The organism is Pseudomonas sp. B21-021 (genome assembly GCF_024749205.1).
In the GTDB taxonomy this organism is placed as follows: Bacteria; Pseudomonadota; Gammaproteobacteria; order Pseudomonadales; family Pseudomonadaceae; genus Aquipseudomonas; species Aquipseudomonas paraglycinae.
In genome coordinates, this window is the sequence record NZ_CP087192.1 from 1,502,382 (window position 1) to 1,521,790 (window position 19,409).

General features: G+C 61.3%; 22 protein-coding genes. 16 read left to right on the plus strand and 6 right to left on the minus strand.

The genetic code is table 11. From position 1 onward, the window contains the following. Window positions 1-114: 114 nt before the first annotated feature. Window positions 115-2,406, minus strand: coding sequence for a beta-glucosidase BglX (gene bglX, locus LOY31_RS06655; RefSeq protein ID WP_258713003.1), 2,292 nt, complete (start codon window positions 2,404-2,406; stop codon window positions 115-117). A gap of 259 nt (window positions 2,407-2,665) precedes the next feature. On the opposite strand from bglX, the gene LOY31_RS06660 reads away from it, so the two are divergent. The 4 genes from LOY31_RS06660 to LOY31_RS06675 all read left to right on the plus strand — a co-directional run bounded on the left by LOY31_RS06660 (window position 2,666) and on the right by LOY31_RS06675 (window position 6,009). Continuing rightward, window positions 2,666-3,274 carry a LemA family protein gene (locus LOY31_RS06660; protein ID WP_007957897.1) on the plus strand — a complete coding sequence of 203 codons (609 nt, stop codon included), beginning with the start codon at window positions 2,666-2,668 and terminating at the stop codon, window positions 3,272-3,274. A gap of 13 nt (window positions 3,275-3,287) precedes the next feature. Then, window positions 3,288-4,040: a YgcG family protein gene (locus LOY31_RS06665; RefSeq protein ID WP_085605446.1), complete on the plus strand. Its 753-nt coding sequence runs from the start codon at window positions 3,288-3,290 to the stop codon at window positions 4,038-4,040. A gap of 28 nt (window positions 4,041-4,068) precedes the next feature. Further along, window positions 4,069-4,686: a TPM domain-containing protein gene (locus LOY31_RS06670; RefSeq protein WP_085605448.1), complete on the plus strand. Its 618-nt coding sequence runs from the start codon at window positions 4,069-4,071 to the stop codon at window positions 4,684-4,686. 90 nt (window positions 4,687-4,776) lie between these two features. Continuing rightward, entirely contained in the window at window positions 4,777-6,009 is a 1,233-nt protein-coding gene (locus LOY31_RS06675; RefSeq protein WP_085605450.1) for an SAM-dependent methyltransferase, read from the plus strand. Here LOY31_RS06675 and LOY31_RS06680 read toward each other — a convergent pair. Continuing rightward, on the minus strand, window positions 5,999-6,913 hold the full coding sequence (locus tag LOY31_RS06680; protein WP_085605452.1) for a DMT family transporter: 915 nt from the start codon (window positions 6,911-6,913) through the stop codon (window positions 5,999-6,001). The two genes, LOY31_RS06675 and LOY31_RS06680, sit on opposite strands and share 11 nt — an antisense overlap. 169 nt (window positions 6,914-7,082) lie before the next feature. On the opposite strand from LOY31_RS06680, the gene LOY31_RS06685 reads away from it, so the two are divergent. Then, on the plus strand, window positions 7,083-7,664 hold the full coding sequence (locus LOY31_RS06685) for a DJ-1/PfpI family protein (RefSeq protein WP_007957909.1): 582 nt from the start codon (window positions 7,083-7,085) through the stop codon (window positions 7,662-7,664). Window positions 7,665-7,686: 22 nt separating this feature from the next. Next, window positions 7,687-8,031, plus strand: coding sequence for a YegP family protein (locus tag LOY31_RS06690; RefSeq protein ID WP_221535288.1), 345 nt, complete (start codon window positions 7,687-7,689; stop codon window positions 8,029-8,031). A gap of 142 nt (window positions 8,032-8,173) precedes the next feature. Here LOY31_RS06690 and LOY31_RS06695 read toward each other — a convergent pair whose 3' ends face one another. Continuing rightward, window positions 8,174-9,055: a dihydrodipicolinate synthase family protein gene (locus LOY31_RS06695; RefSeq protein WP_258713004.1), complete on the minus strand. Its 882-nt coding sequence runs from the start codon at window positions 9,053-9,055 to the stop codon at window positions 8,174-8,176. 26 nt (window positions 9,056-9,081) lie between these two features. Beyond that, window positions 9,082-9,864 (minus strand): aldolase, encoded by a 783-nt coding sequence (locus LOY31_RS06700; protein ID WP_007957912.1) that lies wholly within the window; start codon window positions 9,862-9,864, stop codon window positions 9,082-9,084. A gap of 108 nt (window positions 9,865-9,972) precedes the next feature. Here LOY31_RS06700 and LOY31_RS06705 point away from each other — a divergent pair, with 108 nt between their 5' ends. After that, window positions 9,973-10,515, plus strand: a complete 543-nt coding sequence (locus tag LOY31_RS06705) for a helix-turn-helix domain-containing protein (RefSeq protein WP_007957913.1) — start codon at window positions 9,973-9,975, stop codon at window positions 10,513-10,515. Here the strand turns inward: LOY31_RS06705 and LOY31_RS06710 are convergent, their stop codons facing one another. Next, window positions 10,516-11,535, minus strand: a complete 1,020-nt coding sequence (locus LOY31_RS06710; RefSeq protein ID WP_258713005.1) for a DUF4917 family protein — start codon at window positions 11,533-11,535, stop codon at window positions 10,516-10,518. A gap of 154 nt (window positions 11,536-11,689) precedes the next feature. On the opposite strand from LOY31_RS06710, the gene yiaY reads away from it, so the two are divergent. Beyond that, a complete protein-coding gene (yiaY, locus tag LOY31_RS06715) occupies window positions 11,690-12,838 on the plus strand; it encodes an L-threonine dehydrogenase (RefSeq protein ID WP_258713006.1) in 1,149 nt (382 codons plus the stop codon). Between the two features lie 140 nt (window positions 12,839-12,978). Here the strand turns inward: yiaY and LOY31_RS06720 are convergent, their stop codons facing one another. Further along, window positions 12,979-13,467, minus strand: coding sequence for a DMT family transporter (locus tag LOY31_RS06720; RefSeq protein ID WP_258713007.1), 489 nt, complete (start codon window positions 13,465-13,467; stop codon window positions 12,979-12,981). 79 nt (window positions 13,468-13,546) lie between these two features. Here LOY31_RS06720 and LOY31_RS06725 point away from each other — a divergent pair, with 79 nt between their 5' ends. From LOY31_RS06725 to LOY31_RS06760, 8 genes are all read left to right on the plus strand, one after another. After that, entirely contained in the window at window positions 13,547-14,458 is a 912-nt protein-coding gene (locus tag LOY31_RS06725) for a LysR family transcriptional regulator (protein WP_258713008.1), read from the plus strand. A 21-nt stretch (window positions 14,459-14,479) separates the two neighbouring features. After that, entirely contained in the window at window positions 14,480-15,217 is a 738-nt protein-coding gene (locus LOY31_RS06730; RefSeq protein ID WP_085605469.1) for a hypothetical protein, read from the plus strand. A gap of 35 nt (window positions 15,218-15,252) precedes the next feature. After that, complete coding sequence (locus LOY31_RS06735) at window positions 15,253-15,975, plus strand: hypothetical protein (RefSeq protein WP_258713009.1); 723 nt, start codon at window positions 15,253-15,255, stop codon at window positions 15,973-15,975. 4 nt (window positions 15,976-15,979) lie between these two features. Next, the gene (gene fos, locus LOY31_RS06740) at window positions 15,980-16,396 is read left to right on the plus strand and encodes a fosfomycin resistance glutathione transferase (RefSeq protein WP_258713010.1); all 417 of its coding nucleotides are present in this window, start codon (window positions 15,980-15,982) and stop codon (window positions 16,394-16,396) included. Between the two features lie 60 nt (window positions 16,397-16,456). Next, on the plus strand, window positions 16,457-17,095 hold the full coding sequence (locus LOY31_RS06745) for a LysE family translocator (RefSeq protein WP_039772730.1): 639 nt from the start codon (window positions 16,457-16,459) through the stop codon (window positions 17,093-17,095). Between the two features lie 77 nt (window positions 17,096-17,172). Next, entirely contained in the window at window positions 17,173-18,522 is a 1,350-nt protein-coding gene (locus tag LOY31_RS06750) for a bifunctional diguanylate cyclase/phosphodiesterase (protein WP_258713011.1), read from the plus strand. 118 nt (window positions 18,523-18,640) lie between these two features. Next, entirely contained in the window at window positions 18,641-18,796 is a 156-nt protein-coding gene (locus tag LOY31_RS06755) for a KGG domain-containing protein (protein ID WP_077045875.1), read from the plus strand. A gap of 75 nt (window positions 18,797-18,871) precedes the next feature. Then, window positions 18,872-19,375, plus strand: coding sequence for a DUF4142 domain-containing protein (locus tag LOY31_RS06760; protein ID WP_207985292.1), 504 nt, complete (start codon window positions 18,872-18,874; stop codon window positions 19,373-19,375). The last annotated feature ends 34 nt before the right edge of the window (window positions 19,376-19,409 follow it).

Below are 19,409 nucleotides of genomic sequence, written 5' to 3' on the forward strand. Positions count from 1 at the left end.
GCGTCGAACCGTCCGCGTGGGAATGCAGCCCGGGACGCTCCGCGTCCCAAAGCGGACGCAGAGCGTCCATTGAGGCATTCCCACGCAGAGCGTGGGAACGATCGGGGCGCCGGATTAAAGCAACTCAAAGCTCTGCTGCGTCACGTCCTGGGAATCCAGGCCGATCTGCACGTTGAACTTGCCAGGCTCGGCCGCGTATTTGAGCTGGGCGTTGTAGAACTTCAGGTCATCTTCGGTGATGGTGAAGTGCACAACCTTCTGCTCGCCAGCCTTGAGCATGATCTTCTGGAAGTTCTTCAGTTCCTTGACCGGACGGATCATCGAACCGGTGACGTCCTGGATATACAGCTGCACCACGGTTTCGCCGTCACGCTTTCCGGTGTTCTTGACCATGACACTGGCGTCGAGCTTGCCGGTGGCGTTCAGGGTGGTCGAGGACAGCGCCATGTCGCTCAGGCTGAAGTTGGTATAGCTCAGGCCGTAACCGAACGGGAACAGCGGGCCTGTCGTGTCATCGAAATACTGCGAGGTGTAGTTGCCCGGTTTGCCCGGCGTGAACGGCCGGCCAATGCTCAGGTGGTTGTAGTAGGTCGGGATCTGGCCCACGGAGCGCGGGAAAGTCACCGGCAGTTTGCCCGACGGGTTGTAGTCGCCGAACAGCACGTCGGCGATGGCGTTGCCGCCCTCGGTGCCGCTGAACCAGGTTTCCAGAATCGCGTCGGCCTGTTCTTTTTCTTCGAGGATGGTCAGCGGACGGCCGTTCATCAGCACCAGCACCAACGGCTTGCCGGTGGCTTTCAGGGCACGGATAAGCTCGCGCTGATTTTCCGGGATGTTCAGGTCGGTGCGGCTCGACGATTCGTGGGACATGCCACGGGATTCACCCACGGCTGCAACCACAATGTCGGCATCCTTGGCGGCTTTCACCGCTTCGTCGATCAACACGTTGGCCGGACGCGGGTCATCGACCACTTCCGGGGCGTCGAAGTTGAGGAAGTTCAGGTAGTCGAGGACTTTCTTGTCGCTGGTGATGTTGGCACCACGGGCGTAGATCAGGTTCGCCTTGTCGCCGATCACATTGCTCATGCCGTCGAACAGGGTCACCGATTGCGCCGGACGACCGGCGGCAGCCCAGCTGCCCATCATGTCGATCGGGGCCTTGGCCAACGGGCCGACCAGCGCGACTTTGGCGGTTTTCTTCAGCGGCAGGGTTTCGTTCTGGTTCTTCAGCAGCACCAGGCTGCGACGCGCCACTTCGCGGGCGTCGGCGCGGTGCAGGCGGCTGTCGGCGTAGGTGTCGGCCGGATCGTCTTCAGCCTTGCCGATGCGCAGGTACGGGTCTTTGAACAGGCCCATGTCGTACTTGGCCGCGAGGACTTCACGCACCGCGTTGTCGATGTCTTTCTGTTCGATCTCGCCGGACTTGAGCAGCCCCGGCAGCTCTTTGCCGTACAGGGTGTCGTTCATGCTCATGTCGATGCCGGCCTTGATCGCCAACTTCGCCGCTTCACGACCGTCGCGGGCCACGCCGTGCTTGATCAGTTCGAAGATTGCGCCGTGGTCGCTGACTGCCAGGCCCTTGAAGCCCCAGTCCTTGCGCAGCAGGTCGTTCATCAGCCAGGTGTTGGCGGTGGCCGGGATGCCGTTGATCGAGTTCAACGCCACCATCACGCCGCCGGCGCCAGCGTCGATGGCCGCGCGGTACGGTGGCAGGTAGTCCTGGTACATCTTCACCGGGCTCATGTCGACGGTGTTGTAGTCGCGACCGCCTTCGACAGCGCCGTACAGGGCGAAATGCTTGACGCTGGCCATGATGCTGTCGGCCGCGCTTGGGGTCTCGCCCTGATAGGCCTTGACCATGACTTTGGCGATGCGCGAGGTCAGGTAGGTGTCTTCACCGAAACCTTCTGAGCTGCGGCCCCAGCGCGGGTCGCGGGAGATGTCGACCATCGGCGCGAAGGTGATGTCGAGGCTGTCGGCGGCAGCTTCTTTAGCAGCGACGCGACCGGACTGGCCGATGGCGTCCATGTCCCAGCTCGAGGCCAGGGCCAGCGGAATCGGGAAAATCGTACGGTGACCGTGGATCACGTCGTACGCGAAAAACATCGGGATCTTCAGGCGGCTGCGCATCGCAGCGTCCTGCATCGGACGGTTTTCCGGGCGGGTGATCGAGTTGAACGTGCCGCCGATGTTGCCGGCGGCGATCTCTTTGCGGATCAGCTCGCGGGGCATTTCCGGGCCGATGCTGATCAGGCGCAACTGGCCGATCTTCTCGTCGAGGGTCATTTGTTTCATCAGGTTACTGATGAACGCATCCTTGTTTTCCAGGGGTACCGGGGTCGTGGCGGCCAGTACTTGATGACTGGCCAGGCTGACGAACAGGCCCAGCAAACACAGCTTCTTCATGAATAGTTTTCTCAAGGGCGCAAACGGCAATGCAATGCCGGCCAGCCAAAATTTAGGGAGCGACTATTGTTGTTCGGGTGTTGACGCAAAAAACGACGCCGAATAAACGCTGCCGGATCGAGCAGCGTGATCGCGCAGGGCCTCTTTTTAGCCCATCGGCCCGCCGCAATCCAGTGGCGCGGGCGATTATGCCCCAAGAGCCGACCGAGAAGGTTTCGCGCTCGAATTTTCATGAAATGTGCAAGGGAGCACCCGTCCGATGAATGTCAGTCCTGTCTACCGCTCGCGTTTGCAGGTCGCCACCTTGCTGGTGCTGGCCACGTTGTTGACCGCTTGCGGCATCAACAACATCCCGACCCTCGACGAACAGGCCAAGGCTGCCTGGGGCCAGGTGCAGAACCAGTACCAGCGGCGCGCCGACCTTATCCCCAATCTGGTGGAAACCGTGAAGGGTTACGCCAAGCACGAGGAAGAAACCCTGACCGCCGTGATCGAGGCCCGGGCAAAGGCGACGTCGATCCAGGTCGATGCCAGCACCCTCGACAACCCGGAAAAGCTCAAGCAGTTCCAGCAGGCCCAGGATCAGCTGACCGGTGCCTTGAGCCGGTTGATGGTGGTGTCCGAACGCTATCCGGACCTGAAGGCCAACCAGAACTTCCTCGCCCTGCAATCGCAACTTGAGGGCACTGAGAACCGCATCGCCGTGGCCCGACGGGATTTCATTCTGGCGGTGCAGAAATACAACACCGAAATCCGCACCTTTCCCGGTCGCCTGTGGCACAGCGTGATGTACAGCGACCTGCCGATCCGCGAGACCTTCGAAGCCACCAGCCCCGGCGCGGACAAGGCCCCGGAAGTGAAGTTCTGACCCGGGGATGCCCATGCGTGTGTTGAAGATGGGCCTGGTGCTGATGCTGTGGCTGTTCGCCGTCAGCGCCCGGGCCGAGTTGACCTTTCCGGCGCTGACCGGGCGGGTGGTGGACGACGCGCAGATGATCGAGCCGTCGGTGCGCGCGCAACTGAGCCAGCAGTTGCAGGCCCACGAACAGGCTACCGGCGAGCAACTGGTGGTCGTGACCTTGCCAAACCTGCAAGGCGCCACCATCGAGGACTACGGCGTCGAACTCGGCCGGCACTGGGGCATCGGTCAGAAGGACAAGAATAACGGTGCCCTGTTGATCGTCGCCCGGGACGAGCGCAAATTGCGCATCGAAGTCGGTTACGGGCTGGAGGATCGCCTGACCGATGCCCAGAGTTCGGTGATCATTCATCAGGTGATCACGCCGTCGTTCAAGACTGGCAATTTCAGCAAGGGCATCAGTGATGGCGTGGCGGCGATGCTGGTGGTGCTGGGCGGCAATCCGCTGGACGAACCGTCCACGGTGTATGAATCGGCCGGCGATCCTGCGGACGATTTCGTCTCGCGGCACCCGGCGTTGTTCGTATTTCTGGTGATGTTGTTCATCCTGACTGTTTTTGTCTGCCAGATGCTCGGTATCCTTCCCGCCGGCCGGGGCGGCTCCGGAGGAGGGGGCGGCTTTGGCGGTGGTGGATTTGGCGGCGGCGGTGGAGGCGGGGGCTTCAGCGGCGGCGGTGGCAGTTTCGGCGGGGGCGGGTCCTCCGGCGGCTGGTGATAACAATAATGAGCAGGCACTTCACGACATGGCATTACTGACTGAACACGAACAACGCAAGGTCGCCGAGGCCATCGCCCGGGTCGAGCGCGACACCGACGCCGAACTGGTGACGGTGCTCGCGGCCCGCGCCGACGACTACGCGTACATCCCGCTGCTGTGGGCCAGCCTGCTGGCGCTGGTGGTGCCGGGGATCGTGCATTACCTGACCGGCTGGCTGACGATGCACAGCTTGTTGCTGGTGCAGTGGGTCAGTTTTGTCGTGCTGTGCCTGGTGTTTCGTCTGCCCAAAGTCACCACTCATCTGATCCCGCGTCATGTCCGCCACTGGCGTGCTTCGAACCTGGCGCGGCGGCAGTTTCTCGAACAGAACCTGCACCACACGGTGGGCAGCACCGGCATGCTGATTTTTGTCTGCGAGGCGGAGCGGTATGTGGAGATTCTGGTGGATGAGGGGATTTCCAAGAAGCTGGATAACAAGAGCTGGGATTCGATTGTTGCGGCGTTTACCGAGCAGGTAAGGCAGGGGCAGACGTTGCAGGGCTTTGTTACCTGCATTGAAGCGTGCGGGGAATTGCTCAAGGTGCATGTGCCGGTTACGCAGGTGAGGAATGAGTTGCCGAATCGGTTGGTGGTGTTGGGATAAGCCGTTCGGGAAATTAGCCGTGCCCTCGAACGCCATCCCCCCTAAACTAGCGCCCATTCCCGATTTGCCCGTCCGAGGCCGTTTTTTCCCATGTCCGTTACCGCTCCCTCCGCATCTGCCAAACCGGCGCCCGATCACCACGCCCGGTTCATCGAGCTGCTGCAAACCAGCCTCGAACAGAACGGCTTCATCAAATTGGTGCTGGCAAAGTACGTCGGCGAAGAAGCGGATCTGCAGCGGATCATCATCAAGCCGGTGACGGTCAAGGCGCAGCCGTGCCTGTCCTTCGTTTATCGCTACAAGACCCGCGATATCACCAAGAACCTGCCGCTGGACGAAGCGGTGACGACGATTGCCGGGCTGCTGCCGTCGGCGTTCAAAAATGCGCATTTGCTGGCGCTGACTGACGAAGCCCAGCTCGAATACAGCAAAAAGGGCAAGAGCTCGCTGTTCATGAGCAAACCTCAGCAATTGCGCGAAGTGCCGTCCGCCGAGCACAACCGCGAGAAAAACCGTTTCCTCGATCTGAACCGCCCGTTCCTCAAGGATCTGGGCGTGACCAACGCCCAGCACGAGCTGATCCCGGCGATGTCGCGCAAGTGGAAGCAGATCAACAAGTTCATCGAAGTGTTCAGCCACGCGCTGACCTCGTCGCCGCTGGCCATGGACAAACCGGTGCGGGTGGCGGATTTCGGTTCGGGCAAGGGTTACCTGACGTTCGCCATCCATGACTATTTGCGCAACACCCTGAAGGCCGAGGGCGAAGTCACCGGCGTCGAGCTGCGTGAAGAGATGGTCAACCTGTGCAACACCGCCGCCGCGAAGCTGGAACACCCGGGGCTGGTGTTCAAATGCGGCGATGTGCGCAGCGTGGCGCCGAGCGAGCTGGACGTGATGATCGCCCTGCACGCCTGCGACATCGCCACCGACTATGCGATCCACACCGGCATCCGCTCCGGCGCCTCGATCATCATGTGCTCGCCGTGCTGCCACAAACAGATCCGCTTGCAGATCCAGAGCCCGGCGCTGCTCAAGCCGATGCTGCAATACGGTCTGCACCTGGGCCAGCAGGCCGAAATGGTCACCGACAGCTTGCGTGCGCTGTTCCTTGAAGCCTGCGGTTACGAGACCAAGGTGTTCGAGTTCATCTCGCTGGACCACACCAACAAGAACAAGATGATCCTCGCCGTGAAGCGCGCCGAGCCGGTGGACCCGACTCAGCTGCTGGTGAAAATCCAGGAATTGAAAGCGTTCTACCAGATCAGCGAGCACTGCCTCGAAACCCTGCTGCTCGCTGACGGCCTGCTGAAGCTCAAGGCTTGAGCTGAACCCCCGCCGGTAACGTGCCCGGTTGAGCCGGGCGCACCGCGGTCTTGCGACCGAGCATCACCGTCGCGATCACCCCACAGGCGAACAGCCAGGTGATCGGCTCCACGTGTTCCCCAAAGAACAGCGCGGAAAACGCGATGGTGAAGAAGATCTGCAACAACTGGATCTGACTGACCCGGGCAATGCCCCCCATGGCCAGCCCGGCGTACCAGGCGAAGAAGCCCAGAAACTGCGAAAACAGCGCGACATAGCCGAAGGCCCACCAGGTTTTTGCCGATACCGCGCCCTCATGCTGCAACGCCAGGTACAGCACCGGGCCGATCAGCAGCGGCGTCGACAGCACCAGCGCCCAGCAGATCACCTGCCAGCCGCCCATCTCCCGGGCCAGACGCCCGCCCTCGGCGTAACCCAGACCGCCCACCGCAATCGCACCCAGCATCAACAGATCCCCGGCCTGAATGCTGCCAGCACCGGTGTACAACGCATAACCCAGCACCAGCGCACTGCCCAACGCGGCGCAGGCCCAAAAGGCTTTCGACGGACGTTCATGGGACAGCCACGCGGCATAAAGCGCCACGCACAGCGGCTGCAAACCGTTGACCAGCGCGCCGTGGGACGCCGGCAACGTCTGCATGGCCCACGCCGACAGCACCGGGAAACCGAGAATCACCCCGGCGATCACCAGGCTCAGGCCTTTGACTTGCTTCCAGGTCGGCCACTTTTCCCGTCGCCACAACAACAGCGCCGCTGCCGGAATCGCCGCGAACAACGCGCGGCCCAGGCCATTGAGCAGCGGGTGCAGTTCCTGCACCACGATGCGGGTGAAGGGCAGGGTAAGGCTGAAAATCACCACGCCGAGCAGGCCGAGGGCCATGCCGGTGTTTTCGCGCGAAGACATGAGGGCAACCAGATTCGAGGGTGGCAAGGAGGTGTCTTCATCTAGCCACAAACCACGGCAATCGGGCTGTTACAGCTGAGCGCAGAGTTATCCATACAGTTTGCGAACGTCATCGCGGTCCTTGAACTACTTTGAATACTCCTGTGCATTCACCAGAGGAGTCCTGTCCATGGCCGCGAAAAAGATTCTGATGCTGGTCGGCGATTACGTCGAAGACTACGAAGTGATGGTGCCGTTCCAGGCCCTGCAAATGGTCGGTCACACCGTGCACGCCGTGTGCCCGGACAAGGCTGCCGGCAAGACCGTGCGCACCGCGATCCATGACTTTGAAGGCGACCAGACCTACAGCGAGAAACCCGGTCACCAGTTCGCCCTGAACTTCGATTTCGCCAAGGTTGATGCCAAGGATTACGATGCACTGCTGGTGCCCGGCGGCCGTGCGCCGGAATACCTGCGGCTGAACGAAAAAGTCCTCGAACTGGTGCGTGCTTTCGACAAGGCCGGCAAGCCGATTGCCGCTGTCTGTCACGGCGCGCAACTGCTGGCGGCAGCGGGGATTCTTGAAGGTCGCGAGTGCAGTGCGTATCCGGCCTGTGCCCCGGAAGTGCGGCTGGCCGGCGGCACCTACATCGACATCCCGGTCACGGACGGCCATGTCCAGGGCAACCTGGCCACCGCGCCCGCCTGGCCGGCGCACCCGAAGTGGCTAGCGGGTTTCCTCGGGTTGCTTGGAACCAAAATCACCCTGTGACACATCGATAAGGAGAAACACCATGTCCGGATGGTATGAGTTGAGCAAAAGCAGCAACGGCCAATTCAAGTTCGTACTGAAAGCGGCGAATGCCGAAACCATTCTGACCAGTGAGCTGTACACCAGCCGCACGGCCGCCGAAAACGGCATTGCCTCGGTGCAGACCAACAGCCCGCTGGATGACCGCTACGAGAAAAAATCGACGAAGGACGGCCACCCCTACTTCAACCTCAAGGCAGCCAATCACCAGATCATCGGCAGCAGCGAATCCTATTCATCGGACGCGGCGTGTGCCAAAGGCATTGCTGCCGTGAAGACCAACGGGCCGACGAAGGTGATCAAGGACAAGACCTTGCCGGTTCTTTGAATCCAGCACAAAAACCTGTGGGAGCGAGCTTGCTCCGGGCGGCGATCCGACGATGACGGTTCATCAGTCGACATCGTTGTCGGATCTAATGGCCTCATCGCGAGCAAGCTCGCTCCCACAAGGGTTGGTGTGTACCTTGAGATCAGCTCAGGCTTTTGAGAATGGCCTGCAACTGATCACGCCCGGCCTCGCTCAGCGGGAACACCGGCAAACGCGGATCACCGACTTCCAGATCGGTCAGTCGCAGACCGGCCTTGATCGTCGCCGGCAACCCGCCTTTGAGGATGAAATCCAGCAGCGGCAACTGGCGGTAGAACAACTCCCGCGCCTTGCCGAGATCCCCCGCCAGTGTGGCTTCATACAAATCCAGGTTGAGCTGCGGAATCAGGTTTGGCGCTGCCGTGCACCAGCCCTTGGCCCCGGCCGCGAACGCTTCCAGCGCCAGCGGGTTGCAGCCGTTGTAGTACGGCACCCGGCCTTCGCCGAGCAGTTGCAGCTTGTGCATGCGCTGGATGTCGCCGGTGCTCTCCTTGACCATGGTCACGTTTTCCACGCCGTTGACGATGCGCAGGATCAGCTCCACCGACATGTCGGTGCCGCTGGTGGCCGGGTTGTTGTAGAGCATGATCGGCACGCCGATGCTGTCGCCGATGGCACGGTAGTGGGCGAGGATTTCCGCTTCGGTCAGCTTCCAGTAGGAGGCCGGCAGCACCATCACTACGTCGGCGCCATGGGCTTCGGCGAAACGGGCGCGGCGTATGGCTTTGGCGGTGGTCAGGTCGGACACGCTGACCACGGTCGGCACGCGTTTGGCCACGTGCTTGATGCTGAACTCGGCGACCTGATCCCACTCCGCATCGCTCAGATAAGCGCCTTCGCCGGTGCTGCCCAGTGGCGCGATGGCGTGGACGCCGCCGGCGATCAGACGGTCGATGGAGCGGCCGAGGGCCGGCAGGTCAGCGCCTTCGCCGTTGGCGCCGAACGGGGTGATGGTGTAGCCGATGATGCCGTGAATGTTGGACATGAGAGTGCTCCGCAAGGATGAGGTGTTCAGTTCAGGCAATCGGCGTGCTGACGCAGGTTCTGCCGGGCGTAGTAGTTGAAGGCCGCGGCGTGACGCTTGGGTTTCGAGACCCAGTCATGCGCCTCGCGACCCAGCTCGGGGATGATCGGTTTGATCGTCCCGGCAGCCATCGCCAGCAACTGCAGTTTGGCGGCACGCTCGATCAGTTGCGCGATGACACAGGCTTCCTCGATGGTCGTGCCGGTCGATAGCTGCCCGTGGTGGGAAAGCAGGATCGCCCGTTTGTCGCCCAACGCCCCGGCAATCAGCTCGCCTTCTTCGTTGCCCACCGGCACACCCGGCCAGCCTTCAAGGAACGCGCAATCGTCGTACAGCGGGCACAGGTCCATGTGGGAAATCTGCAGCGGCACTTCCAGCATCGACAGCGCGGCAATGTGCGTCGGGTGGGTGTGGATGATGCAGTTCACGTCCGGCCGGGCGCGGTACACCCAACTGTGGAAACGGTTGGCCGGGTTGGCCATGCCGTGGCCTTCGAGCACTTCCAGGTCTTCGTTGACCAGCAGCAGATTGCTCGCGGTGATTTCGTCGAAACCCAGCCCCAGTTGCTGAGTGTAGTAAGTGCCCGGCTGCGGGCCACGGGCGGTGATCTGCCCGGCGAGGCCCGAATCGTGGCCGTTCTCGAAGAGGATCCGGCAGGTCAGGGCCAGCTTTTGCCGGTCTGTCCACGTATTATCCGCCAGGCTTTTTTGCATCTGGGTCAGCGCTTGCTTGACCAGTTCGTCTTTGGGTAGTGCTAATGTCTTCGCCATATCCGTGTCCTGTGGTGGTTGCCATGGATGACACTTAAGAGGCTATATGACACTTTGTGTCATTGGCAAGGACAAATCGTCTTTCCTTTGCTGGATTAATCGCTTCGCATGTCTATCCGTTTGAAATTATTAAGAAAAAAACTTGGTGTAACCCTTGAGGCGCTGGCCGAGAAATCCGGCATGACCAAGAGTTACCTGTCGAAGGTCGAGCGCGGGTTGAACACGCCGTCGATTGCCGCCGCGCTGAAACTGGCCAAGGCGCTGAACGTGAAAGTCGAGGAGCTGTTCTCCGAAGACAACGTCAGCCTCGACAGCTACAGCCTGGTGCGCAGCCACGAACGCCAGTCGCTGGCGGCCAACGACCACAGCCCCGGCTACGCGGTGCTGGCTCATCAGGTCAGCGAACGCAGCTTGCTGCCGTTCATCATTTATCCGCCGAGCGAATTCACCGACAAAACCTTCAAGGAGCATTTGGGCGAGGAATTCCTGTTCGTCCACGAAGGCCAGGTCGAAGTGGACTTCGTGAACGAACGGGTGCTGCTGGAGCGGGGCGATGCGCTGCACTTCAATGCGCAGAAACCCCATCGCATCCGCTCAGTGGGCGAGGTGCAGGCGCAGTTGCTGGTGGTGGTGCACAGCAGCGAGGAGTGATCAGACCTCGACCGGCACCGACAGCTTCGAATTCCCTAGCGCATGGCTCTTGGAATCAAAGAACCGCAACTCGACACCCGTGCCTTCGAACACCTTCGCGTAATGGCGCTTCTGATGCTGGATGAACGCCGCGCTGCGCGGGTAGATCGAGATCGCCACGGTCTTCGGTTTCGCCAGACGCAGGGCGCGCACGAGGTGGCTGTCCTGTTCGCCGAGGGCGTGGCCGAAGATGCACAGGTTGTCGCCGTGACCGAGTAACTGGTCGTAGCAGAACGACAGGTAATCGGAGCTGCGGATGGTCTTGAGCTTGTCGGCGCTCGGCCCTTCGTTGACGAACAGCGGAACGTCGTCGAGTGTCTTGATCGTGTTGTTGATCGCGAAACTGCCGAGCAGCGTGCCCTCGGTGGCGGTCAGCTTGCGGGCGGTGCCGTCCTGATTGCGCACCAGGTGCAGGCCGCCGTGCAGGTACAGCAGACGCGGTTTTTCAGTGCTGCTTTCGCACAGATCGAAACTGGCGTCGGGGCCATTGAACAGGTCGTCGATTGCCTCGCCCTGATGTTGCAGCGCCCAGTAATTGAGCAGGTCGTAATTGGTGGTGAACACCGTGCGATAACGCGCCAGTTCACTGTTCAGGGTCGCCAAAGTCGAGGCTTTGATCAGCCGCCACGGGATGTGAACTGCGTGGACGGTGTTGATCAGCGCTTCCTTGATCGCGTAGTAGCGATTGCGCGGCGCGGCCGAGCTGACGGCCAGCGCCTTGTTGACCCGGCTGGTGGTTTTCAGCGCGCCGAGCACCTGCTCGAAGCTGCGCGTCTGCATGGCGTCGAACACGCTCAGTTCCGACGGGCTCAACGGTTTTTCTTCCACCGTGCGGGCGTTTTCGAACAGCGAGTCGTAGCCGAAATCGTCCCACACCGCGCGACTGGCGCCGTTGCCCAGCAGCAGACCGCTGAAGTCGGTGGCGGCGCGCAATGCGTTCCAGTCTTCGAGTGTGGCGTCGACATCCAGAAAATCGGTCATTGCAGGGCACGTCTCAAAACAAAGGGCAGATGGGCGGCGACTTTATCACGAGCGGGCATTGAGCCAGATCAACATCCGCCGTGACCGATCGGTCGATCCTGTGTGTATCCGCCGGATCGCACGAGTCGATTCGGCCCCAGTCAGGAGACGCGCCATGAGCAGCACCTTTTTCATTCCCGCCGTAAACATCATGGGCAGCGGCTGCCTCGACGACGCCATGAACGCGATCCGCAACTACGGTTTTCGCAAGGCGCTGATCGTCACCGACACCGGTCTGGCCAAGGCCGGCGTGGCGACGATGATTGCCGAGAAACTGGCGATGCAGGACATCGATTCAGTGATTTACGACGGCGCCAAACCCAACCCGAGCATCGCCAACGTCGAGGCAGGGCTGGCGCTGCTCAAGGACAGTCGCTGCGATTTTGTGGTGTCCCTTGGCGGCGGCTCGCCCCACGACTGCGCCAAGGGCATCGCGTTGTGCGCCACCAACGGCGGGCAGATCCGCGACTACGAAGGCGTCGATCAATCGGCCAAGCCACAACTGCCGCTGATCGCCATCAACACCACCGCCGGCACGGCCAGCGAGATGACCCGGTTCTGCATCATTACCGACGAAACCCGCCACGTGAAAATGGCCATCGTCGACCGCAACGTCACGCCGCTGCTGTCAGTCAACGACCCGGCGCTGATGGTCGCCATGCCGAAAGGCCTGACTGCCGCCACCGGCATGGACGCACTGACCCACGCGATCGAAGCCTACGTTTCCACCGCCGCCAACCAGATTACCGACGCCTGCGCGCTGAAGGCCATGACCCTGATCAGCAACAACCTGCGCCTGGCCGTTCGCGACGGCAGCGACCTGGCCGCGCGGGAAAACATGGCGTACGCGCAGTTCCTCGCGGGCATGGCGTTCAACAATGCGTCCCTCGGTTATGTGCACGCGATGGCGCACCAGTTGGGCGGTTTCTACGATCTGCCTCACGGCGTGTGCAATGCGGTGTTGTTGCCGCATGTGCAGACGTTCAACGCGCTGGTCTGCGCCGACCGCCTCACTGATGTGGCCCACGCCATGGGCGCCGACATTCGTGGCTTCAGTCCGGAGGAGGGCGCAAAAGCCGCGATTGATGCGATCCGTTGTTTGGCCAGGGACGTCGAGATTCCCGGCGGCCTGCGTGATCTGGGCGCCAAGTGCACCGACATCCCGGTACTCGCCGCCAACGCCCTGAAAGACGCCTGCGGCTTCACCAATCCGCGGGCGGCGGATCAGCGGCAGATCGAGGAGATTTTCCGCAGCGCCTTTTGAGTCCGGATCGCACAACGGCATTGCCTGATCTGCCCTCATCGCGAGCAGGCTCGCTCCCACATTGGAATGCGATTTCCTGTGGGAGCGAGCCTGCTCGCGATGACGGAACTACAGTCACTGACGATTTACGAGTGATCGCTTCATCCCGCCGGTGCCAGGGACTTGGCGGCGGTATCACCAAACTGAATCAGCACCACCCCCGCCATCAACAACACCGCGCCGAACAGGCGCGGCAATGTCAGATGCCTCTCTACCAGCCCGAACAGGCCGAAATGATCCAGCACGATTGACGTGAGCATTTGCCCGGCCAGGGCCAGCGCCAGAAATCCCGAAGCCCCCAGCTTCGGCAGCAATACCACCGCCAATGCGACGAAGCAGACCCCGAACGCGCCGCCGGTCCACATCCACAACGGCAGCTTGCTGGCGAGGGCCAGCGACGGCAATGGCAGGCGCAGGGCGACAATCACCGGCAACAGCACCAGCACGCTCACCACCAGCGAGGTCAGCGTCGCCCACAGCGGATGCCCCAACCCCCGCGCCAGATTGATGTTGATCGCACTCTGAAACGGCACCACCGCCCCGGCGAATACCGCCAACAGCAGCAATCCGACCCACTGCATCGTTCCCATGATCGTTCTCCGGCAAAGGTTTTGCTGGACTCTAGGGTATTCGTCGCGCAGATTTAAATTCTGTTTTGGTATCCGGAACATGCATCGAATGAATGATCTGCGCCGCATCGACCTCAACCTGCTGGTGATCCTCGACGCCTTGCTCGGCGAGCAACACGTGACCCGCGCCGCCGAGCGCCTGCACCTGAGCCAACCGGCAGTCAGCCATGCGTTGGCGCGTCTGCGCGACTTGCTCGGTGATCCGTTGCTGGTGCGTGCAGGTTCGGGGCTGGTGCCCACCGCGCGGGCGCTGGAATTGGCGGCGCCGCTGGCGGAAACTCTGGCTCAGGTGCAATCGCTGCTGGCGCCGAACACCTTCGACCCGGCCAGCGCCCGTCGGACCTTTCGCCTCGCGATGTCGGACTACGGCGCGGCGATCATCCTGCCCGGGCTGATTCGCACGTTGCGCGCGGAAGCACCGGGCATCGACCTGCAAATCAGCCACGCCAGCCGCGAAGGCATGGTCGAAGGCCTGCTCAACGGCGACATTGACCTCGCCGCCGGGGTACTCCCCGAATTGCCCGGCGAACTGCGCAGCACGCCGCTGTTCGAGGAGCGCTACGTCTGCCTCCTGGATCGCCAGAGCCTTCCCGCCGGAGGTGTTCTCGACCTGCCAACCTATCTCTCCCGTCCCCATGTCTTGTTGGAAATGCGCGGCAGCGGCACTCCGGAAATCGAACGCACCCTGACCGCCCTGCGCGAACGCCGCCGCGTCGCCATCAGCCTGCCGCACTGGAGCGTCGCGTCACGCTTCATCAGCGGTACGGATCTGATCTTGACCGTGGCTTCGCGGGCGTTGAATGAGGTGGATGACGAATCGCTGATCGTCGTGCCGCCACCGTTTGAAATTGCGCCGTTCACATTTGTGTCGGCGTGGCACAAACGGCGGGGTGGGGATCAGGCGTTGAACTGGTTGAATCGGCGGATTGAGCAGGGGATAGTGCGCGGCTGAAAAACATCAAGGGGGCGGGGCGTGACAGTGAAGTCTGGGGTCGTTGGTTGGGTGGCGCTGTGTGGGGCGTTGATGGCGGGGCAGGTGCTGGCTGATTGTGTGCCTGCGCCGGTGACCGGTGATCTGGATTTCTCCGTGTGCAAGGAGTGGCCCGCTTATCCGGGGTTGAACATCAGCGCGAATGCGAAATTTGAGCGCAGCTCCGTGCCGGGAGGCGCCGACACGAGCGGCACCTATGATTTCAATTTATCCGTCTTGAAAAGCGACCAAACGAAACCAGTTGCCACTTATCACCAAGCCTCCGCTTTCTTCTCGGGTGGGGTGGCATTGCGAGAGCTCTCACTCGATACCGCGCGTTACAAGCTCACCCCTGAGGTACGGGCGTTTGGCGTTCGCGTGCAATTCACCAATGCCTCTCGCCTCAACCCGCTTGAAGAAACGCACCTCTCTCTTTATGTAAGGCAAGGCGATAAGTTACGTCCTGTACTCAGTCAATTAGTGGTTTATGAGTACGGCGGTGAATGGGACGGTGATTGCGCCGGCGAGCGATATGAGACGACCAGAACGGTAGAAATCGCCAAGACCAGCTCCCATGGTTATGCCGATCTGATCATCAAAACCAAGACGACGGGGACAACCAATGTCGTCGAAGGCAATACTTGTGAAGACAAAATCAGTGTCAGCAGTCCTGAACTGACAACCCTTCACTACGATGGAAAATCCTACGTCTTGCCTAAAGGTTTCAAAGCCATCGAGTGATACAGAGCCAACACGACTTATTTCAAGGAAGAACAATGTTTACACCAACCCGACTTTTCATCGCCCTCGGCTTTCTCGCCATCACCGCTCCAGCCCAGGCCCAGGTTTCCTGCGTCACCAAGGATTACAACGACCAGTCAATGGCACGCTGCAAGGCATGGCCGGCGTTCAAGGATCAGGCGATTGCCCTCAAATCCACCTACGTGCCGGATGCTGGTAGTGACGATGCCGGTGTGTTTGATCTGGATCTGGCGATCATCGATACCAGCAACTGGAAGACGCTGGCGACGTATGCGAAACCCGGTGCCTACAACTCCGATGCCATTCGTTTCACTGATCTGCTGGTCGATACCGCTCGCTATCGGCTGGCCTCGGATGTTCGTGCGTTCGGGCTGCGGTCAAAGTTCTCGCACAATTCAAGTGCCATTCCCTACGAAAAAACCGACCTGACACTCTACGTGCGTGAGGGTAATAAACTGCGCCCGGTACTTGATGGCCTGGTGGTCTACAAGAATAACGGTGAGTGGCTGGAAAACTGTGTGGGTGAAGGTCAGCAAATCCGCCGAACCGTAGAAATAGGCCCGGCCAGCCACAACGGCTATTCCGACCTGATCGTCACCTCAAGCGGCACGGCGATGAAAACCGTCAAGGCCGGCAAGGAATGCGTTTCTCAGGATTCCCCGCTGAAGAAAACCCAAATCACCCTGACCTACGACGGCAAGCAATACATTCTCCCCGAAGACCTCAGAGGTTACTGACCCGATGCTCACCGGCCTCAACCACCTGACCCTCGCCGTCACCGACCTGGACCGCAGCCTCGGGTTCTACCGCGACGTGCTGAAGCTGCGAGTCGAGGCCACGTGGGACGCCGGTGCCTATCTGTCGCTCCCGGGCCTGTGGTTGTGCCTGTCGCTCGATGCGCAACGCCATCCCGAGCCCGCCGCCGACTACACCCACTACGCCTTCAGCCTTGGTGCGGCGGATTTCCCGCTTTTCGTGCAACAGCTTCGCGCCGCCAACGTGCAGGAGTGGCGCGACAACCGCAGCGAAGGCGCGTCGTTCTACTTCCTCGACCCGGACGGGCACAAACTCGAAGCTCACGTCGGCGATCTCGCCTCGCGACTGGCCGCGTGTCGGCAAAAGCCCTATGCGGGGATGCGTTTTTTCAACGAGTCGTGAATATTCACAAACCGCTGGGATAGACTGGCGGCCACGTTTTCCGGGACTTGCAGGTTTTCCATGACTCCATCGTTGCTAATGGCCGTGCTGGCCTCGGGTTTCATCTACGGCATCACGCCGGGGCCGGGTGTGCTGGCGGTGTTCGGCATCGGCGCCGCACGTGGGCGGCGGGCCGGGGCGGGGTTTCTGTGCGGGCATCTGCTGGGCGATGTGATCTGGTGCAGCACCGCGCTGATCGCGATTGTCGGCGCCCGGGAAATCGGCAGCACCGCGTTCGATGTACTCGGCGTACTCAGCGGCCTGTACCTGTTTTGGCTCGGCTGGCGTGCGGTGCGGGCCAAACGCAGCAACGGCGATCAGCCGCAGGGCGCGGCGCGTCAGCCGTTCTGGCACGGCATCCTGTTCGGGCTGACCAACCCCAAGGCTTACCCGGTGGCAGTGGCAACGTTCACTGCGTTGCTGTCGAGCCGCGCCGAACTGCTCAACTGGTCGATGCTGCCGATGCTGATCGCCTTGAGTTTCCTCGGCGGATTACTCGCCTACGCTATCCTCATTGGCATCGTCGGAGCGCGGCAGGTGCGTACCCTGTACCAGCGCCATGAACTGGCGATCACCCGGTTGTGCGGGATCATGTTCATCGGTTTTGCCATCAACGCGCTGGTGCATGCGCTGCCGGGGTTGATGCCGAACAAGGCTTGAAAACAGTCGCTGGGATGCGAGGTCGAGGTCACGGATGGTTGAACAGTGCTGCATTGCCCGGACACCTACGCTGAACCATGGAAAGCCGAAATTCCGCGCCGCTGGCGAGTTACATCGATCTGTTGCTGGACGCCGTTTGCGCGGTCGACAAGCAAGGTCGTTTCGTTTTTGTCAGCGCGGCCTGCGAGCGGATTCTCGGCTACACGCCTGACGAACTGATCGGCCAGTCGATGATCGACTACGTCTACCCGTCGGATCGTGAGCGCACCCTGGCTGCTGCCAGCGACATCATGGGCGGCGAGCCAAAGCACAACTTCGAAAACCGCTACGTGCGCAAGGACGGCAGCGTCGTGCACATCCTGTGGTCGGCGCGCTGGTCGGAGGTCGATCAACTGCGCATCGCCGTGGCCCGTGACATCACCGAACGCAAACTCGCCGAATCCCGGCAGGCGGCGCTGTACGCGATCTCCGAAGCGGCCCATGCGGCGGAGGATCTGCTGGCGCTGTTCAAGCGCATCCACCTGATCATCGGTGAGTGGCTGCCGGCGCTGAATTTCTCGGTGGCGCTGTACGACGAACACTGCGCGCAGCTGAATTTTCCCTATCACGTCGACGATGATGAGTTGCAACCGGAACAACCCGGCACCGTCACCGGACGCCTGTGCGCCGAGGTGATCCGCAGCGGTCAGCCAATCCTCCTGACCCCGGATTGTCCCCACGCGCCGCCGGAGTTCGCCGCGCTGGTGGTCGGCCAGCAATCGCCGTGCTGGCTCGGCGTGCCGCTGAGCTCGAAAGACTGCACCATCGGCGCGCTGATCGTCAAAAGCCTGCCCGGCGGCGAGCGATACACCGAACGCGACAAGGAACTGCTGCAATACGTCTGCGCCCAGGTCGCCACCGCCATCGAACGCCAGCAACTGCACGCCCGCCTGCGACGCATGGCGCAATACGACCAACTGACCCAGTTGCCCAACCGCGAACTGCTGCGCGACCGGCTCAAGGCTGCGCTGAGCCATGCACGTGATCAGTCCGGGCACATGGCGCTGCTGTACGTCGATCTGGATCGCTTCAAGCAGGTCAACGACACCTTTGGTCATGGGGTCGGCGACATGCTGTTGCAGACGGTGGCCAACCGGCTCAAAGGCTGCGTACGCGAAACCGACACGGTGGCGCGGATCGGTGGCGACGAATTTGTGGTGCTGCTGCACAGCGTCCACGCCGCCGACGATGCCGACAGCGTGGCGGAAAAAATCCGGCAGGTACTGGTGCAACCCATGCGCCTGGACGGGCACAACCTGCACATCGAACCGAGCATCGGCGTGGCCCGTTATCCCGAGCATGGTGACGAGGAACAGCAACTGTTCCGTCACGCCGACCAGGCCATGTACACCGCCAAACGCCAGAATCATCGGCGGCTGGACAGCTGATTCGCGGTTCACCGTTCGTCGCGGCGACGGCAACTTTTCTAAACCTTTGGCGGTCAGGAAATTCTCAATCTAGGCGGGCACCTGCTCGCTTACGATCAATGCCAAGAGGTAGAGAATCATGCCTAACTCAAGAAACTCGAACTCGGGAAACTTCGCCAACGATCGAACGAAGGCGTCTGAAGCCGGTCGCAAAGGTGGGAAAACCACCACAACGACTGTCGACAAAGAGCCAAAAACCGACATGGGCCGCAAGCCTGCTCAGAAATCGAAGTAGTCGGCGAAGGTTGTTTTGATTGAGAGGCGGGGGCGCAAGCTCCCGCTTGAATCTGCAAAGAAGGAGGGCGCGACCATGAGCCGGATGGCCACCCGAGTACGCCACATCAGTTTTGTCAGCCTGCTGGGGTTGTTCGCCAGCAGCGCGTTTGCCCAGTCGCCCGCCGACTTCATCAATGAGGCCTCGGCCAAAGGCATGGCCGACATCGAGGCCAGTCGTCTGGCGCACAGCAAGGCCGAGTCCAAAGAGGTCAAGGATTACACCATCCTCGTCATCAACGACCGCACCACCGCCAACCAGCATCTGGCGAAGATCGCCAAGAAACTGGACCTCCCGGTGGCGCCCCGCGAAGAAGTCGCCGACAAGGCCAAGGCGTTGATGCCGGAAGTCAAAGAAGGCGCGAGCTTCGATCAGGCCTACGCCGCCAGTCAGGTCAAAGCCACGGAAGAAGCCATCGAACAGATCCAGCAGGAAGCTCAGACCACCGACGTGCCGGAGATCAAGGCGTTTGCCGACGAGACCCTGCCGAAGTTGCAGAGTCATCTGGAAATGGCTCGGGCACTTCAGGCCAGCCGCTAAATCCGAGGCAAAGAAAACGGCGCTTTTTTAGCGC

Coding starts and splice junctions, on each gene's coding strand:
- bglX (WP_258713003.1), bottom strand. CDS start 2,406: ATGAAGAAGCTGTGTTTGCTGGGCCTGTTCGTCAGCCTGGCCAGTCAT.
- LOY31_RS06660 (WP_007957897.1), top strand. CDS start 2,666: ATGAATGTCAGTCCTGTCTACCGCTCGCGTTTGCAGGTCGCCACCTTG.
- LOY31_RS06665 (WP_085605446.1), top strand. CDS start 3,288: ATGCGTGTGTTGAAGATGGGCCTGGTGCTGATGCTGTGGCTGTTCGCC.
- LOY31_RS06670 (WP_085605448.1), top strand. CDS start 4,069: ATGGCATTACTGACTGAACACGAACAACGCAAGGTCGCCGAGGCCATC.
- LOY31_RS06675 (WP_085605450.1), top strand. CDS start 4,777: ATGTCCGTTACCGCTCCCTCCGCATCTGCCAAACCGGCGCCCGATCAC.
- LOY31_RS06680 (WP_085605452.1), bottom strand. CDS start 6,913: ATGTCTTCGCGCGAAAACACCGGCATGGCCCTCGGCCTGCTCGGCGTG.
- LOY31_RS06685 (WP_007957909.1), top strand. CDS start 7,083: ATGGCCGCGAAAAAGATTCTGATGCTGGTCGGCGATTACGTCGAAGAC.
- LOY31_RS06690 (WP_221535288.1), top strand. CDS start 7,687: ATGTCCGGATGGTATGAGTTGAGCAAAAGCAGCAACGGCCAATTCAAG.
- LOY31_RS06695 (WP_258713004.1), bottom strand. CDS start 9,055: ATGTCCAACATTCACGGCATCATCGGCTACACCATCACCCCGTTCGGC.
- LOY31_RS06700 (WP_007957912.1), bottom strand. CDS start 9,864: ATGGCGAAGACATTAGCACTACCCAAAGACGAACTGGTCAAGCAAGCG.
- LOY31_RS06705 (WP_007957913.1), top strand. CDS start 9,973: ATGTCTATCCGTTTGAAATTATTAAGAAAAAAACTTGGTGTAACCCTT.
- LOY31_RS06710 (WP_258713005.1), bottom strand. CDS start 11,535: ATGACCGATTTTCTGGATGTCGACGCCACACTCGAAGACTGGAACGCA.
- yiaY (WP_258713006.1), top strand. CDS start 11,690: ATGAGCAGCACCTTTTTCATTCCCGCCGTAAACATCATGGGCAGCGGC.
- LOY31_RS06720 (WP_258713007.1), bottom strand. CDS start 13,467: ATGGGAACGATGCAGTGGGTCGGATTGCTGCTGTTGGCGGTATTCGCC.
- LOY31_RS06725 (WP_258713008.1), top strand. CDS start 13,547: ATGCATCGAATGAATGATCTGCGCCGCATCGACCTCAACCTGCTGGTG.
- LOY31_RS06735 (WP_258713009.1), top strand. CDS start 15,253: ATGTTTACACCAACCCGACTTTTCATCGCCCTCGGCTTTCTCGCCATC.
- fos (WP_258713010.1), top strand. CDS start 15,980: ATGCTCACCGGCCTCAACCACCTGACCCTCGCCGTCACCGACCTGGAC.
- LOY31_RS06745 (WP_039772730.1), top strand. CDS start 16,457: ATGACTCCATCGTTGCTAATGGCCGTGCTGGCCTCGGGTTTCATCTAC.
- LOY31_RS06750 (WP_258713011.1), top strand. CDS start 17,173: ATGGAAAGCCGAAATTCCGCGCCGCTGGCGAGTTACATCGATCTGTTG.
- LOY31_RS06755 (WP_077045875.1), top strand. CDS start 18,641: ATGCCTAACTCAAGAAACTCGAACTCGGGAAACTTCGCCAACGATCGA.
- LOY31_RS06760 (WP_207985292.1), top strand. CDS start 18,872: ATGAGCCGGATGGCCACCCGAGTACGCCACATCAGTTTTGTCAGCCTG.